Here is a 16,343-nt window from a genome sequence, read left to right as displayed (position 1 = left end):
AAATCAGGATTACTGATGATTTGAAAGGCTAAGAGGCTACAAATAAAAAAACCACGCTAGGCGTGGTCTGTTAAATGCAGTCACTTCATTGGAGAATTAAGAATTTGGACCGTCTACACGCTCAATACTCACGTTTGCAGTACCGGCACTGGTAATACCCAATTGCTTAGCAGCACCATAAGATAAATCAAGAACACGGTTACCATGGAATGGACCACGGTCATTTACTTTCACCACGACGCTTTTACCATTATTGCGATTCGTAACACGAATAAAGCAATTAAGTGGCAGGCTACGATGTGCTGCTGTAAGTGCGTTCATGTCAAACGTTTCACCGCTTGCTGTTTTACGACCGTGGAATTGACGACCGTACCAAGAAGCAGTACCTGTTTGAGTGAACTTACGAACAGTATTCGATGCAACAGTGTTTAACTTTTCAATCACTGAAGGCTCATCTTCAGGAATTTCGATTTTAGCAGCGATTGTTTGACGACGAATTTTATCGCCAGAACGCTCAGTGATTGAAAGGCTACTTAAATTCGTAAAGTTTGAATTGAAGCTTTGAGCTTCTTTATTCAATACACGAGCTGCAAGACGCGAGTTGTCATTATCATGATTGAATGATGATGACTGAACCATCTCAGCTTGTGACTGACTTAGCGCAACTGCCGTGGCAAGCGCTAAGGCATATTTAAAAATTGATGACTGCATTGTTTATCTCCCAATGGCATATTTACTGGTTCAACTAAGTCGCTGATATCCATGTAAACACGTCTGATATTTCACTTTTGCAACTATATTTAACGAGATGGATAATATTCATGCCATCAATAGGCTGTCTAGTGTTTAATTAAAATACTTTGAAAATGTCTAAAAAATTAACAATAGTTGGTTAAAAAATAATCAATAATGTAACAAGGTGTGTAAAATGTCGAATAAATGCTCATTTTAATGAAAATATTTGTTGACTTTTTTGCTCTATGGGGAAAAACCAGTCTTATCGACTGGTAACTTCAGTGCCTAAAAGCCATAGCGCAGTCGCATACATACGGCTTTTGTTATAGGTTGTAATGACCTGAAAATTTGGATATGTGATGTAATAAATTGGTCCATAACTATCTTGCAATTGGATGACATTGACCAAATCGAGATCATCGATTTTTACCAATGGATTCATAGGGGTTACACCTTGAGCCTTGAGTACACCATAGGGTGTTGGCTGGTTTAAATCCTTTGCAATAATAGCATCTGGGTTGTTTCCGCTATAGCGAGCAGCAAAAGCAATCGGTTGATTACGCTGCCAACCATAATTTGCTAGATAATTTGCAATTGAACCAATGGCATCGACAGCCGAATTACGCAGGTCAACATGACCATTGCCATCGTAGTCGACACCAAATTTTGGAATATTACTTGGCATAAATTGAGGATAACCCACAGCACCTGCATATGAACCGACGACAGAGTTGGTTGGAACACCATCTTTATATGACCAAGCAATCAGTGCAGCAAGTTCATCTTGGAAATATTGTGCACGGCGTTCATAGCCAAAACCAAGGGTCGCCAAAGCATCACGGGTGATAAAATTACCTTTATTGCTGCCGTAGCCTGTTTCAACACCCAAAATGCCTAAAATCACGGATTGAGGCACACCAAATTGTTGTTCTGCACGATTTAAAGTGTCGGCATATTGACTTTTGAAACGAACACCGCGTTGAATTGTGCTTTCAGCTAAAAAGTTGGTTTTGTATTGGTACCAAGGCTTTGATTCGCCAGGTCTATTCATAATGCTAATAATGTTAGGTAGGTTTTTACTGCCTTGCATTGCCCAATCAATTTGATTTTCACTCAGACCATAGGTTTGCATTGCATTTTGTTTAAAGCTTGCATATGCCGGATGAGATTGGAAGTCGTTAGCCTGACAAAAACTGGTCAGTGAAATTGAACCGGCCATAATGGCAATATGTGATAGTTTTTTATAAAAATTTCGATTTAGCATAAATAAAAAATTTCCAGTTGCTTTAGCGATGAGTATGAACAAAATTTCGAGGGGAAAAGATCCTGAAAATTGTGATGACCTTCTGGTTTCATAGCTCATTAAAGGTAAACGTTACCAATAGCAACTAAGATACCACTGACAGCGCATGCTTTCATAAATAGATATACAAAAAAAGACAAAGCAAAGGGTTTTTTCGCAGTTAACATATTGAAAAGTGACATATTCATTTACATAACTTGCAAATATTCACAAATCATTTGAAATATAGATGACTCTAAAACTCATGCGTCATAAAAACGCAGAACGAATAAACTTTATCGCGTTGCGAAATACTGTTTAGAAGCTACAAATTTTGCAAAGTAAAATCCAAAAAACGAAGGGGGCAGGGTTAGAAAAGCACAGGTCTAAAAACATCTATATGCATGTGATGGCGTATTCACCTCATGGGTGTTTTCGCTAACGCTTCAAAGCTGTTGAAAACGTCGCTATATATAGTAGAAATATAGACTGAATGATAAAAAAGAAAGAGATTGAATATTAAAATGGACGCATTGAAATTTAAGCCAAAATGACAACTAACATTAAAATATGATCTGTAATCAGGTTCTTTCTTTTCTGTGTGTATTTTTAAAAATAGTACATATAAATGTACTGTCATTTAATTGAGATCAGTTCATATTCTAGAACTGTGTTTGCATGACTATATATAGTCATTGTATCGGGATTCGATTTTATGCATTTAGCCATAAAAAAACCTAGCTGAAGCTAGGTTTTGACGAAAAGCGAGATTTATTTGTTAAACATCGCATCATGTGCTTCTGCAAGGGCACTTAGCTCTTCTTTGGTTAGATTTGGGAAAATCTTATCAATTGCAATATGAATAGCTTTAATCACGGCAGAAGAACCGATATCGGCTGCTTTACGTTTAATCATGCCTAAATCGAGTGTTTTATTAAAATCATTCATAAAATGACGCACTGCAGCTTCAGCAAACTGTTTATACAGTTCACCAAAAGCAGCTTTATTTATATCTGCGCCCGATTTAATTTCCGCATAACTATTTTTAAGGTTAGTGACTAGTCCTGCATCTAAACTTAGACCTACACGATAAGTGCCAGTCGCGTCTTGAAATAAACTTCGTTCTGAAAATTCAATGGATTGTTTCACCACATCATTCGGAGATTTACCCAATAGCTGCTTTAACAATACAGCGACTGTTGATTTGACATAGCCAGCCAGTTTTTCTGCTGTGTCGCGCTTATCGCTTGCAGGAAACAGATGAACAGGAGCTAATATAGTTGCACCAATGATTTCTTCATTAATCAGCAAAGCTGTTTTATCACGTAAAGGATAAAGGGGTTCACTCGAATTTTTTTTCGCGTGACCATTTTGGATACTGCTTAGAAGTTCCTCAGAAGGAATAAAACCAAAAAATGGCATCACTAACCTCAATTTTTTTATTGTCGCGCCAATCGAATGGGGCGAGGCATCCATGTTAAATCCGATACACGACAAGGGTTGATATCCAATCCACCACGGCGTGTATAGGCAGCATATACCATCAGCTGACTTGGTTTTAAATGTTGCCAAATATCGGCAAACATTTGCTCGACACATTGTTCGTGGAAACCATTATGCTGACGGTAAGAAATAATATAAGCCAGAATACTACGATAACAAGGCTTAGTACCTTTATACCGTATAAATACCGTTCCCCAATCAGGTTGACCCGTGACTGGACAGTTACTTCTTAATAAATGTGAATAAAGTTGAATTTCAACTTCTTCTTGCGCTGCATCTTCATCTAAAGAGAGCAAATCTGCATTTGGATGATTTTCTAACTGGGTGGGTTCTAAGTCATCAATACAGATGCCTTGCGGTTTTGAAATTTCAACATCGTCAACATGAAAAAGATCAATAGTCACAGCAGCATTGGCTGCTGCAGATAAGTCTTTTTCAACAGTTGCTTTAAACGCTGCCTGAGAATCAAATTTGGTAAAGTTCATACTATTAAAGTAGAGCTTTAAAGATTTGGATTCGATGAGGTTGTCTGAACTTGCAGGCAAAGTTAAACGGCCAATAGCGACTTGAGGCACACCAGAAGCATTTAACCAAGAAATTTCAAAAACATGCCACCAGTCTGTACCTTGGCGGATGCCTTCTACATGGGCATATTGTTCACGTGCAGTGGCACGTGCAATCGGAAACAGAATATCGGGTTGATATTCTGTTGGGTAGTTGGTGTCTTTACCTAAAAGGGATTGTTCTACACTCATTATTCACGCATTCCTGAACCACGAGAAAGTAAATGATACGCCACGCCATAAAGTACAACGCAACATGCAGTAATTACTGTCAGTGAAATGCCGACATTCACATCGCTATGACCTAAAATACCGTAGCGGAATGCATTTACCATATACACGACAGGGTTGATTAAAGAGAGATTTTGCCAAAAAGGACTCAGTGATGAGATGGCATAGAAAACACCGCCTAAATAAGTCAGCGGAGTCAGGACGAAAGTCGGGATAATCGAAATGTCGTCAAAAGATTTTGCATAAACAGCATTAATAAATCCGCCAAGAGAAAACAGCAGCGAAGTAATGAGAACTGTATATATAGTTATAAATATATTAGTCAGGTGTAATTCAGTAAAAAATAGGCTCATGGCAGTAACAATAAAGCCGACTAAAACACCACGGCAAACGCCACCGATCACATAACCCCAAAGCACCATGTGTAACGGTACTGGACTCATGATTAATTCTTCGATGCTTTTTTGAAATTTTGCACTAAAGAAACTGGATGACACATTGGCATAGCTATTGGTGATGACCGCCATCATAATTAAGCCGGGCACGATGAACTGCATATAGCTAAAACCACCCATTTGCCCAATGCGTGAACCGACTAAATTACCGAAAATCAGAAAGTACAAACTCATGGTGATTGCCGGTGGGAGAAGGGTTTGCGGCCAAATACGCATGAAACGGCGAATTTCTTTATACACTAAGGTGTAGAGGGCAATACACAGTTGGTTAAAATTCATTGTGCTGCACCTTCAAGATTTTTTTCGACCATACGGACAAACAGTTCTTCTAGTCGGTTAGATTTATTACGCATACTTCGAACCTGAATACCTTGTGATTCCATGAGTTGGAATAAATCATTTAAGGTATGGGCTTTATCCATAGTGACTTCTAAGGTGACAGGATCTACTAAGTTGAAACGGACACCAATAATTTCTATATGGATCGGTTCAATGGGTTCGGCTAGATCGAAAATAAATGTTTCTTCATTCAGCTGACTAAGGAAACCTTTCATGCTGGTGTCTTCTTTAATTACACCACGGTCAATAATTGCGATTCGACGACACAACATTTCTGCTTCTTCTAAATAATGTGTCGTTAAAATAATAGACGTACCTTTTTCGTTCATTTCTGTGAGGAAATCCCACATCGAACGGCGTAGCTCAATGTCAACACCAGCAGTCGGCTCATCTAAAATCAGTAGTTTAGGTTCATGCATCATGGCACGAGCGATCATTAAACGGCGTTTCATACCGCCCGATAACATACGTGCTTGGGTACTGCGTTTTTCCCAAAGGCCAAGCTTTTCTAAATATTCCTCGGCACGTTTTTCTGCAATTTTTTTGGAAATACCGTAATAACCAGCTTGAGTCACTAAAATATCAAATGTTTTTTCAAATTGACCAAAGTTAAATTCTTGAGGGACAACGCCCAAACACTGCTTTGCATGCGAGGGATGGGTATCTAAATTATGGCCAAAGATTTCAACAGAACCTGAAGTTTTACGGGTAAGTGAACTGATAATACTAATCGTGGTAGATTTTCCTGCACCATTGGGACCTAAAAGTGCATAAAATTCACCTTCGGGTACTGTTAAATCAATACCTTTAAGCGCCTGAAACCCATTTTTATAGGTTTTTGACAGCTGCTTTAACGTTAGTGCATCAGTCATAAATAATTCACTCTATAAATAGTGTGAGTATTGTGCGATATCGGGGCAAATAAACCAAGTAAATCGTATGGAATTCTGCATTTTAAAAATAGAACGTTGTATAAAGCTTAAGCAGAAAAATACCTAACATCTAGATAGTTGCTTTACCTTACAGTTTTTTTTGTTATGATGTGCGCAATCCAAAATAAGCGCTCATAGCTCAACTGGATAGAGTACAGGTCTCCGAAGCCTGTGGCGTGGGTTCGAGTCCCGCTGAGCGCACCATTTTTTAGTTTTGACTGTTTAACTAAATTTTGCGAATCAATAGCTTTTTTTTACTACTTTTCTATTCAACCCGATCAATCTCTAAGACTATTATTGCTTTCGCCATCATTGATGTATCTGTTTCCAAAAATATTAAATTTAAAATGTTTCGCTGGTTATTTATTCCAAGTTATACAAAACATCTAAATTGAAAGCTTATAAATAGTGGCAATAGTAATTTCACTGTATTTATATCCGCATCTAAATGAAAAGAATCTATTGAAAACACGATTATAAAAGTCATGCACCAAAATAGTGGAGCTTGGAAACTTAATAGAACACTTATCGTTTTGTATTGCCTAAATAAAATAGGGAAATGATTGTTTTTTAATATTAAGATATTGAAAAATAATAAAAAATTAATTTTGGCATGATGTGTGCAATACAGTATTCAAACTTGGATACAAGAATGAGCACATCAATGAACTCAATAAAAACTTTAGGCTGGACTTTAGCGGAATGGAAAGCGGGCTACACGAATAACACAATTCAACTCGAAGACTTATATGCCTTGGTCGAGCAATTTGATCATGCAGATCCAGCATGGATTTCCATTGCCTCTATAGAGCAATTAACTGCGCAGATTGAAGCTTTAAAACAAATTGAGAATGCTACTGCTTTGCCTTTATTTGGTGTGCCTATCGCAGTTAAAGACAATATTGATGTGGTGGGCTTTGCGTCAACGGCTGCATTCAAATTATTTACCGAAATCAAAATTGAAGATGCCTTTGTGGTGCAACGCTTAAAACAAGCGGGTGCGATTATTGTAGGCAAAACTAATCTAGATCAATTTGCCACAGGATTGGTCGGTACACGTTCGCCATTTGGTGCAGTGCCGAATACTTTTAATTCTGACTTTGTAAGCGGTGGTTCAAGTTCAGGTTCAGGCAGTGTGGTGGCGCGCGGTTTAGTCCCGATTGCGCTCGGTACAGATACAGCAGGCTCAGGGCGTATACCCGCAGCATTTAATAATATTGTTGGTTTAAAGTCAACCAAAGGTCGCTTTTCAAATACAGGCTTATTGCCTGCGTGTAAAAGCTTAGATTGCATTTCAATTTTTGCCTTAACCGTCGCTGATGCAACTGCAGTGGCAGAAGTTATGGAAGGTTTTGATGTAACCGACAGCTATTCACGTGTGAACCCAGCAACAGCGCCTGCAAAGTTCAGCGCACAATTAAAGTTAGCCATTCCAAAACAGTTAGAATTTTTTGGCGATGCTCAATCTGCTGATGCATTTCAGCAAGCACTAACTGAATTAAAAAACTTAGGTGCAGTACTAACTGAAATTGATTTCAGTCCTTTTGCAAAATTGGCTGCACAACTGTATCAAGGGTCATGGGTAGCAGAGCGTACGGCAGCCGTAGCTGAAATTTTAGACAGCCATGCAGATGACTTTGATCCAACAGTTTTAGAAATTATTCAAAAAGGGCAGCAGTACACTGCGGTGGATGCTTATAACGCCGAATATTTAAAGCAAGATTTGGCACGCCAAATTCAGCAAACCTTAGCGCAATTTGATGCTTTAGTGGTGCCAAGTTCGCCAACCATTCACACACTGGCTGAAATGGCAGAAGCGCCAATTGAAAATAATAGCCACTTTGGCACCTATACCAACTTTACTAATTTAGCTGACCTCAGTGCCATCGCTGTACCTACAGGCTTTCGTGCCGACGGGCTGCCTTTTGGAATCACATTCATTGCGCCGGCTTGGCACGATACGGCTCTAGCAGACTTTGCAGAAAAATGGCAAAACCACCTGCAATTACCGCTGGGTGCAGTAGCTAAAACATTGCCTGACGCAGCTTCAGTCATTTCTGCACCATCAGCACAGCATTTTCGTGTTGCTGTTGTAGGCGCACATCTCACAGGTATGCCACTCAATTTCCAACTGACAACACGCCAAGCCGTGCATGTTGAAACCACAACGACTTCTGCCGATTACGCCCTCTATGCACTGCCGGGCACAGTACCGCCGAAACCAGGTTTAGCGCGTCAGGAAGCGGGTCAAAAAATTATTGTCGAGCTTTGGGATATTCCAAAAGCACGCTTTGGTGAATTTGTCGCCGAAATTCCAACACCACTAGGTATGGGCAATGTCGAGCTTGCCGATGGACGTTGGGTGAAAGGCTTTATTTGTGAACCTTATGGCCTAAACGGTGCAAAAAATATCAGTGAATTTGGCGGCTGGCGCGCTTATATCCAATCACTGCAAGCAACAACAGCAAAATCAAATTAAAAAAATCGGGGAAATAATCATGTTTAAAACAGTTTTAATTGCAAACCGTGGTGAAATTGCTGTTCGTGCGATTCGTACTCTAAAAAAATTAGGTGTGAAATCTGTTGCCGTGTATTCAGAGACCGACCGTTATGCACAGCATGTGTTAGATGCAGATGTAGCGGTTTCACTTGAAGGTGTTAAACCTGCAGAAACTTATTTAAGTATTGAAAAATTGATTCAAGCAGCCAAACAAACTGGCGCTGAAGCAATATTTCCCGGTTATGGTTTTTTATCTGAAAGTGCCGACTTTGCCCGTGCATGTGAGGAAAATAACATTGCTTTTATGGGGCCAACGGCTGAACAAATTTTAGAGTTTGGTTTGAAGCATCGTGCACGTGAATTGGCTGCGGCCGCCAATGTACCCATGACACCAGGCACAGGTTTATTGGCAAGTTTGGATGAAGCACTCGCATCTGCTGCAGAGATTGGCTATCCAATCATGCTGAAAAGCACCGCAGGTGGTGGCGGAATTGGTTTAACCCGCTGTGATGATGAACAATCATTAAAAGATGCGTATGAAAGTGTAAAGCGTCTAGGCGAGCAATTCTTTAAGGATGCAGGTGTTTTCCTCGAACGTTTTGTCGATAAAGCCCGTCACGTAGAAGTACAAATTTTTGGTGATGGTTTAGGTCAAGTCGTTGCCTTTGGGGAGCGCGATTGTTCATTGCAGCGCCGTAACCAAAAAGTCGTTGAGGAAACACCTGCACCGCACTTACCAGAAGCAACCCGTCAAAAATTGCACCGTGCTGCTGTAGAGCTTGGTCAATTGGTGAAATACCGCAGCGCAGGTACGGTTGAGTTTATCTATGATGCTGCCCGTGATGAAGTGTATTTCCTTGAAGTGAATACCCGTTTGCAGGTTGAACACCCAGTCACTGAAATGGTGACGGGCTTAGACCTGATTGAATGCATGCTGAAAGTGGCGGCAGGTGATGCTTTAGATTGGGAAAAACTCAGCAATATTCAGCCCAATGGCGCTGCCATTGAAGTGCGAATTTATGCGGAAGATCCAGTGAAAAACTTCCAGCCAAGTCCGGGTGTACTCACGGATGTATATTTCCCTGAAGACATCCGTGTGGATACGTGGGTATCTACAGGCACAGAAATTTCACAATATTTTGACCCGATGATTGCCAAAATTATTGTGCATGCTGCAGACCGAGACAGTGCGGTTGCTAAGTTAAAAACAGCCTTGGCTGAAACCCGTCTGAATGGCATCAGCACCAACTTAGATTATGCGCATACCGTAGTGTCTGATGCACGCTTTGAAAATATGCAAATCTGGACACGTCTGCTGGATGACTTTAAATACGTGCCAAATGTAATTGAAGTGCTGCAACCAGGTACACAAAGTACGATTCAAGATTATCCGGGGCGTGTCGGTTATTGGGATATCGGCGTACCGCCATCAGGCCCGATGGATGATTATGCATTTCAGTTGGCCAATCAAGTTGTCGGTAATCCAAAATCGGCAGCAGGCTTTGAATTTACCTTACAAGGGCCAAGTCTTAAATTTCATGCCGATAGCATTATAGCCCTTGCAGGTGCGCCATGCAGCGCGACCCTAGATGGTGTGAATGTCGATTTTGGGCAGCCGATCAGCATCAAAGCCGGGCAAACTTTGGCACTCGGACAAGTTGAATCGGGTTGCCGTACTTATCTTGCAATCCGCAACGGACTAAATGTACCTGAATATCTAGGTAGCCGTTCAACCTTTGCATTGGGTAATTTTGGCGGTCATGCAGGGCGAGTGCTGCGCGCAGGCGACATGATTAAAATGGTCAATCCTAGCCTGCCTTTGGATGGATTGGAAATTGCTACAGCAGCACCACAAGCTTTGGCAGCAGAGCGTATTCCAAGCTATGGCAAAGAATGGAAAATTGGCGTGCTCTATGGCCCGCATGGTGCACCAGATTTCTTTAAACCTGAATATATTGAAGAATTCTTTGCTTCAACATGGAATGTGCACTTTAACTCAAACCGTTTAGGTATTCGCCTAACAGGCCCGACACCAAGCTGGGCACGTGAAAATGGTGGTGAAGCAGGTTTACATCCATCCAATGTGCATGACTGTGAATATGCCATTGGGGCGATTAACTTCACTGGTGATTTTCCCGTGATTTTGGCTAAAGATGGCCCAAGCCTCGGTGGCTTTGTTTGCCCAGTGACGATTGCCAAAGCGGAACTTTGGAAAATTGGTCAGCTTAAAGCGGATGACAGCATTAGTTTCTACCCGATGAGCGTTGAGCAAGCCAATGCATTGGAAGTTCAGCAAATTGCCGATATCCAAAACTTTGCTCAAGCACCTGAAAAGTCAGCGTTGTTCAATTTTGAATGCAAGTCTGAAGGGATATTGGCTGTGCGTGAAGCAGATGCGTATGCTCCAAAAGCGGTTTATCGTCAGGCAGGTGACAGTTATATCTTGTTGGAATATGGCGAAAACGTTCTCGATTTGGCTTTACGCTTACGCGTTTATCGGCTGATGCAGCTCATTCGTGAAGCGAATATTGATGGCATTTTAGAGCTTTCACCGGGTGTGCGTTCACTGCAAATTAAATATGATGGATTGCGTTTCAGCCAAGCGAATTTGATTCAATTCTTATTGGGGCTGGAAAATGAGATGGGGGATTTGAGCCAAATCAAAATTCCATCCCGTATTATTCACTTGCCGATGGCATTTGAGGACTCGGCAACTTTAGGGGCTGTAGAACGTTATCAAGAAAGTGTCTGTGCCAAAGCGCCTTGGTTGCCAAATAACGTCGATTTCATTCAGCGCATTAATGGATTAGACAGCCGTGAGCAAGTCAAAGACATTCTTTTTGATGCCAATTATCTGATTTTAGGTTTGGGCGATGTGTATTTAACCGCACCTTGTGCCGTGCCAATTGATCCACGTCATCGTTTACTCAGCTCGAAATATAATCCTGCACGTACCTTTACCGCAGAAGGCACAGTCGGTATTGGCGGGATGTACATGTGTATTTATGGCATGGACTCACCGGGTGGTTATCAATTGATTGGCCGTACCTTGCCAATTTGGAATAAGTTTAAAAAGAACAAGCAGTTTGGCGATCAGCAATGGTTCTTACGCTTCTTTGATCAAATTAAATATTACGAAGTAACCGAAGCTGAACTGGATCAATTCCGTGCCGACTTTGCCAATGGCGTTGCTGAAATCAAAATTGAAGAAACTGAATTTGATTTTGCAGCTTATCAAGCCTTTTTGGAAACAGAGAAGGACAGTATTGCCGAATTTAAAGCACAGCAGCAGCAGGCATTTACAACTGAAGTTGCGCGTTGGAAAGATGAGTTTGATGCACCTGCGGAAATGGAAACCCTGCAAGATGATACCGACTATAGCCAATTTGCAGCCTTGAATGCGTCGATGACCGGCAACATTTGGAAAATTTTTGTCGAAGCTGGACAGTCTGTGAAGAAAGGCGATACTGTAGCCATTATTGAAGCGATGAAAATGGAGCTTCCAGTCTATGCCGATGATGACGGTATCGTGAAAGCGATTATTTGCCGTGCAGGACAAACGGTACATAGCGGTGAGCCGCTGGTTTATATGGAATAAATATGACCTCAGCCATTGTTGGGAAAAGCTCAGACAACTTGTCTGAGCTGGTTTTCCAAAAAATAAAAAACGATATTTTTGATTTCCAGCTCAAACCGGGCGCACGTTTTACCGAATCTGAAATTGCCGAGTTGTATGAAGTGAGCCGTACACCCGTACGTCAGGCTTTATACCGTTTACAGCAAGATGGCTATGTAAGAGTACATTTTCGTAGCGGTTGGGAGGTGAAGCCGCTGAACTTTAAAGCTTATGAAGAACTGTATGATTTAAGGATTTTGCTGGAGTGCTATGCCATTGAGCAACTTTGTAAAATGGAATCAACTCAGCTCAAACAGGCTTTACAAGACTTAGTAAATGTGTGGTGTATTCCGCCTGAGCAGTTTTTGCATGATTTAAAAACTTTATCGATGCAAGATGAAGCATTTCACTGCCAATTGGTTGAGGCAATCGGTAATAGTGAAATGGCGAAAGTGCATCGGGATGTCAGTGAAAAAATCCGTATTATTCGACGTTTAGACTTTTCTAAAGATTATCGAATAGAAGCCACTTATGCAGAGCATCAACAGATTTTACAATTGATCCTTGGACATAATGTGACAGTGGCATTGGAGAAAATGCGCAGCCATATTCAGCAAAGTAAAAAAGAGGTGAAAAAAATTACTTTGGAAATGTTGGCACGAATGGCATAGAAGTATTTTCAAAAGATCTAGCTCACGATAAGCCACGGTAGTGTATTTTACGAGTCAATCTGTGTCGTTCAAGTAGCGCTTAGAGCTACAAATATCTGTATTCATTGGTTAATATGATGGAGAAAAATAAAAAAGACCACGAAGGGGAGATTCTTTATTTCAACTTTAGAAAACGCGATTTCTTTGGCGACTGAACGCCATTTCGGACAAGTCGATAAAGCGGGTCAAGCTTATATTCAGCATCCACTTCGTGTGATGCAAAATGTGCAACATCCCGACGCTAAAATCGTCGCTGTATTACATGACATTTTAGAAGATACAGAGACAACGACGGATGAGCTTCATGCTTTAGGTTTTCAAGCCCATATTATCGACGCAATACAGGCACTGACTAAAACAACAGGTGAGAACCGATTTCAAGCTGCGCAGCGTACTGCTAAAAATGCAATAGCGTGTGAAGTGAAACTCAGTGATTTACACGACAATATGGATTTGTCTCGCTTAACTTTGGTCACAGCAAAAGATCGACGTCGTTATCAACAATATTTAAAAGTTAAACGTAGATTAGATCGTGCTCGGAGCGTCCATTTACATCTGATCGAATTAAATCTAACAACAGATTATCCGAGATTTCAATTTCAAAGTTCACAGCAAAATTTTCAGTATCTGCTCAATGCGATGTTTGATCTAGAGCATTCATTAGGTGGCATTCAGATTGGAAGTCCACAGGAATGGTGGATTTTATTTGAAGATGTCAGTGCATATTTTGCATATTGCCAAAGAATGGGAGTGGTTCCCAAGCAGGCAATATTCTTAAATTTAATTTTAACCATAGATCGAGACTATTTCGGGGGCATCTTTCAAACTGAACAAGATCGGCAATTATTTGCCTCTATGTTTTGCGTCTTTATGCAAAATCATTTTTATCGCGTGGAAACTGAAGGCTGATTAGATAGATTGCATCAGCAATAGAATAAAATCACCTTTGATTGATGAATTTTATCTAGATAATTAGATGCTGAGTGTCATTTAAGAATATCTCGAAATGCTTGATTTCGAGACTTTTAAAGTGATTCCATCCATTGACATCTCCAATGAAATATGTGGCCATGCTTGCTGAACCTTATGCCTCAATCCTACATGGCATCATGGTGGCTGCTGGATTTATTATTCCGTCTTTAGTGTTGATATGGTTATATAAACGCAGTGAACGCCTTAGCCAAGCTGCATAAAAAAAGCCCTCACATTTGAGGGCTTTTAATTATTTTACTTCGGGTAAATCAAACCAAATCACTTGAGCATCTTCAAGCGCTTCAATTTGGCTATCTTCTAAGAACGCAATTGCACCACCAGCTTCAACTTTATGTTCAGCAATTTGCACTGAACCTGAAATAACATGGATATAGTTGATATGCTGCGTTGCACGGATCTCTAAAGATTGACCTTTCGTCAAAAATGCGGATTTAACTTCCGCTTGCTGACGAATATGCATAGCTGCATCGTCATTTGGACCGACAATTAAATGCCATTGATTGGGTTGATCGCGTGGATCACATTTAATTTGTTGATAGGTCGGTTCAGCATCACGTTCATTTGGAACGATCCAAATTTGTAGTAAATGTACATCTTCATCACCTTGGTTCATTTCGCTATGACGCACACCTGTACCTGCGCTCATCAGCTGCCATTCACCTGCAGAAATGCCACCATGGTTGCCCATACTGTCTTTATGCGTAATGGTGCCTTTTAACACACAGGTTAAAATTTCCATGTTGTCATGTGGGTGTTGACCAAAACCTTCATGTGCTGCTATTAAGTCATCATTAATTACACGAAGTGCACTAACGCCCATGTATTTCGGGTCATACCAGTTACCAAAAGAAAAGCTGTGTTTAGACTCAAGCCAGCCCATTTTTACGTGACCACGGTTTTCACTTGGATGTAAAAAAGCATTCATGGCATTCATCCTTATCTTAATTATTGAACATGTACCTATTTTAAGATTGAACTAAATTGGGATATATAGTTTTTTAGCGACAATTCATCCTATTTTTGCAACGCTCAGCCAAGATTGAGTCTTTTGTTATGCATAAAGGCGCAACTATAAAAAAGCCTGCACGAAGCAGGCTTTTTTGAATATGACTAAAATTATTCTAAGAATTTAACAGTCACACCAGATTTCACTTTCTTACCTAAGTCATTTGCATCCCAGTTGGTCAAACGAATACAACCGTGTGACGCAGTTTTAGAGATAGCAGATGGGTTCGGTGTACCGTGAATACCGAATGATTTTTTGCTCAAGCCAATCCAGATATTACCAACAGGACCATTTGGACCAGGTGGTAAAGACAATGGTTTTCTGTTGTTACCTTGAACAAAGTTAGAAGGCGAGTAGCTGTACCAAGGGTTTGGTGCAACACCTGTAACTTTGTATGTACCTGTAGGCGATGGCGTATCTGAACTACCAATCGTTGCCGGGAATGAACCAATCATTTGGTTGCGGCTATTAAACAAGTAAAGTTGTTTCGCGCCTTTATGTGCAACGATCAGGTGAATATCTTCAGGAACTTCGTTGCGAATATTCGCCACTAAGATTTTTTCACCAGCTTTTTTAAATGTCGCTTTTGGATTCAACTTTTTCAAAAAGTCTTCGTCCATGTGGAATTTTTCACCTAACATTTCAGTCACACGTGTGTAGTACAAGCCTTTCATTTTTGCTTGTAATGCATAGTCGTGTGGAATCGATGCTGCATAAGGACCTTTCAAGTCTGCATCAGTCAATGTGTATTCAATGAATGCAGGTTTAGAACCTTGTTTCGCAATCAGTGCATCCCAAGTTTCTTTAGTTAAAGTCCCTGTAGGTTTCAACCCATTCATTTGTTGGAATGAAGCGATCGCCTTTAAGGTATTTTTACCACTAGTACCATCAATTGCACCTGGTGAAGCATGTGCATTATTGAGCATGACATGCGCACGTGCATAAACAGGGAATTGACCTTTACCAATGTTGTCATACCACTGAGCATTATTTAGGTCATTTAAACCCCAAGCAACTTTGGCAGCAGGCGAAGTTGATGTTGGAGTTGTAGCAGTCGCTGTAGCAGGTGCAGCACCGATGTCGGCTTTAACATCTTCTGATTGTTGCAGGCTGTCTAAAGTTTGCGATGCTTGGTTCAGATCTTCTTGTTCTTGAGCGCTAATCTGGCTAGTTGCAGATGAAGCTTCAGTCGCTAACGGATCAATGGGATCCTGAACTGCAACATTAGTCACTTTTTTTGGCGTTAATGGTTGTTCAGCAGTAGATGCGGCAATAGCTGTACCAGCAAATATGCAACTTAGGCTCAGTGCGAGCATGGTGCGAACGAACATGTAATTCAACCTTAAGAATTATTCATTTACTGTGTATTAAAAACTGGCTAAGTATTACAGAAAAAAAGTGGAGATGCAGTAGTTGTTTTGTGTAAATATCATTTTTGGTACTCAACATGATCGGTTTTTAAATGCTTGAGAAGTTAT

General features: G+C 40.6%; 12 protein-coding genes, 1 tRNA gene and 1 pseudogene. 6 read left to right on the top strand and 8 right to left on the bottom strand.

Going from position 1 to position 16,343, the window contains the following annotated elements; all coding sequences use genetic code 11:
- Positions 1-96 precede the first annotated feature (96 nt).
- The 6 genes from FTU16_RS06520 to FTU16_RS06495 form a co-directional block, all read right to left on the bottom strand.
- Entirely contained in the window at positions 97-711 is a 615-nt protein-coding gene (locus tag FTU16_RS06520) for a septal ring lytic transglycosylase RlpA family protein (RefSeq protein ID WP_180162938.1), read from the bottom strand.
- A gap of 286 nt (positions 712-997) precedes the next feature.
- Positions 998-1,999 (bottom strand): lytic murein transglycosylase B, encoded by a 1,002-nt coding sequence (gene mltB, locus FTU16_RS06515; RefSeq protein ID WP_180040104.1) that lies wholly within the window; start codon positions 1,997-1,999, stop codon positions 998-1,000.
- Positions 2,000-2,788: 789 nt separating this feature from the next.
- Positions 2,789-3,439: a hypothetical protein gene (locus FTU16_RS06510; protein WP_078191986.1), complete on the bottom strand. Its 651-nt coding sequence runs from the start codon at positions 3,437-3,439 to the stop codon at positions 2,789-2,791.
- Between the two features lie 17 nt (positions 3,440-3,456).
- Positions 3,457-4,275, bottom strand: a complete 819-nt coding sequence (gene queF, locus FTU16_RS06505) for an NADPH-dependent 7-cyano-7-deazaguanine reductase QueF (RefSeq protein WP_180162937.1) — start codon at positions 4,273-4,275, stop codon at positions 3,457-3,459.
- A complete protein-coding gene (locus FTU16_RS06500; RefSeq protein ID WP_180162936.1) occupies positions 4,275-5,048 on the bottom strand; it encodes an ABC transporter permease in 774 nt (257 codons plus the stop codon). The genes queF and FTU16_RS06500 overlap by 1 nt, the downstream gene beginning before the upstream one ends.
- On the bottom strand, positions 5,045-5,980 hold the full coding sequence (locus FTU16_RS06495) for an ABC transporter ATP-binding protein (RefSeq protein WP_180120765.1): 936 nt from the start codon (positions 5,978-5,980) through the stop codon (positions 5,045-5,047). Before FTU16_RS06495 ends, FTU16_RS06500 begins: the two co-directional genes overlap by 4 nt.
- A gap of 188 nt (positions 5,981-6,168) precedes the next feature.
- Between FTU16_RS06495 and FTU16_RS06490 the strand changes: the two genes are divergently transcribed.
- From FTU16_RS06490 to FTU16_RS06465, 6 genes and pseudogenes are all read left to right on the top strand, one after another.
- Positions 6,169-6,244: transfer RNA gene (locus tag FTU16_RS06490), tRNA-Arg, on the top strand.
- Positions 6,245-6,704: 460 nt separating this feature from the next.
- Positions 6,705-8,519, top strand: coding sequence for an allophanate hydrolase (atzF, locus tag FTU16_RS06485; RefSeq protein ID WP_180162935.1), 1,815 nt, complete (start codon positions 6,705-6,707; stop codon positions 8,517-8,519).
- Positions 8,520-8,538: 19 nt separating this feature from the next.
- Positions 8,539-12,138, top strand: coding sequence for an urea carboxylase (gene uca / locus FTU16_RS06480; RefSeq protein WP_180162934.1), 3,600 nt, complete (start codon positions 8,539-8,541; stop codon positions 12,136-12,138).
- A gap of 2 nt (positions 12,139-12,140) precedes the next feature.
- Positions 12,141-12,827: a GntR family transcriptional regulator gene (locus FTU16_RS06475; protein WP_180162933.1), complete on the top strand. Its 687-nt coding sequence runs from the start codon at positions 12,141-12,143 to the stop codon at positions 12,825-12,827.
- A 156-nt stretch (positions 12,828-12,983) separates the two neighbouring features.
- Positions 12,984-13,385, top strand: a pseudogene (locus FTU16_RS06470) (guanosine-3',5'-bis(diphosphate) 3'-pyrophosphohydrolase); the annotation flags it as partial.
- 536 nt (positions 13,386-13,921) lie between these two features.
- Positions 13,922-14,059, top strand: coding sequence for a hypothetical protein (locus FTU16_RS06465; RefSeq protein ID WP_180162932.1), 138 nt, complete (start codon positions 13,922-13,924; stop codon positions 14,057-14,059).
- 29 nt (positions 14,060-14,088) lie between these two features.
- On the opposite strand, the gene FTU16_RS06460 is transcribed toward FTU16_RS06465, so the two are convergent.
- Complete coding sequence (locus tag FTU16_RS06460; RefSeq protein WP_180162931.1) at positions 14,089-14,784, bottom strand: pirin-like bicupin family protein; 696 nt, start codon at positions 14,782-14,784, stop codon at positions 14,089-14,091.
- Positions 14,785-14,975: 191 nt separating this feature from the next.
- On the bottom strand, positions 14,976-16,196 hold the full coding sequence (locus tag FTU16_RS06455) for a L,D-transpeptidase (protein ID WP_078191979.1): 1,221 nt from the start codon (positions 16,194-16,196) through the stop codon (positions 14,976-14,978).
- Between the last annotated feature and the right edge of the window lie 147 nt (positions 16,197-16,343).

It is taken from the genome of Acinetobacter sp. YH12069, from assembly GCF_013419675.1.
Lineage (GTDB): Bacteria > Pseudomonadota > Gammaproteobacteria > Pseudomonadales > Moraxellaceae > Acinetobacter > Acinetobacter amyesii.
Note: the sequence above shows the minus strand (reverse complement) of the source record. Positions and strands in the feature narration are given on the sequence as shown.

Coding starts and splice junctions, on each gene's coding strand:
- uca (WP_180162934.1), top strand. CDS start 8,539: ATGTTTAAAACAGTTTTAATTGCAAACCGTGGTGAAATTGCTGTTCGT.
- FTU16_RS06475 (WP_180162933.1), top strand. CDS start 12,141: ATGACCTCAGCCATTGTTGGGAAAAGCTCAGACAACTTGTCTGAGCTG.
- FTU16_RS06495 (WP_180120765.1), bottom strand. CDS start 5,980: ATGACTGATGCACTAACGTTAAAGCAGCTGTCAAAAACCTATAAAAAT.
- mltB (WP_180040104.1), bottom strand. CDS start 1,999: ATGCTAAATCGAAATTTTTATAAAAAACTATCACATATTGCCATTATG.
- queF (WP_180162937.1), bottom strand. CDS start 4,275: ATGAGTGTAGAACAATCCCTTTTAGGTAAAGACACCAACTACCCAACA.
- FTU16_RS06465 (WP_180162932.1), top strand. CDS start 13,922: ATGAAATATGTGGCCATGCTTGCTGAACCTTATGCCTCAATCCTACAT.
- FTU16_RS06520 (WP_180162938.1), bottom strand. CDS start 711: ATGCAGTCATCAATTTTTAAATATGCCTTAGCGCTTGCCACGGCAGTT.
- FTU16_RS06510 (WP_078191986.1), bottom strand. CDS start 3,439: ATGCCATTTTTTGGTTTTATTCCTTCTGAGGAACTTCTAAGCAGTATC.
- FTU16_RS06455 (WP_078191979.1), bottom strand. CDS start 16,196: ATGTTCGTTCGCACCATGCTCGCACTGAGCCTAAGTTGCATATTTGCT.
- FTU16_RS06500 (WP_180162936.1), bottom strand. CDS start 5,048: ATGAATTTTAACCAACTGTGTATTGCCCTCTACACCTTAGTGTATAAA.
- atzF (WP_180162935.1), top strand. CDS start 6,705: ATGAACTCAATAAAAACTTTAGGCTGGACTTTAGCGGAATGGAAAGCG.
- FTU16_RS06460 (WP_180162931.1), bottom strand. CDS start 14,784: ATGAATGCTTTTTTACATCCAAGTGAAAACCGTGGTCACGTAAAAATG.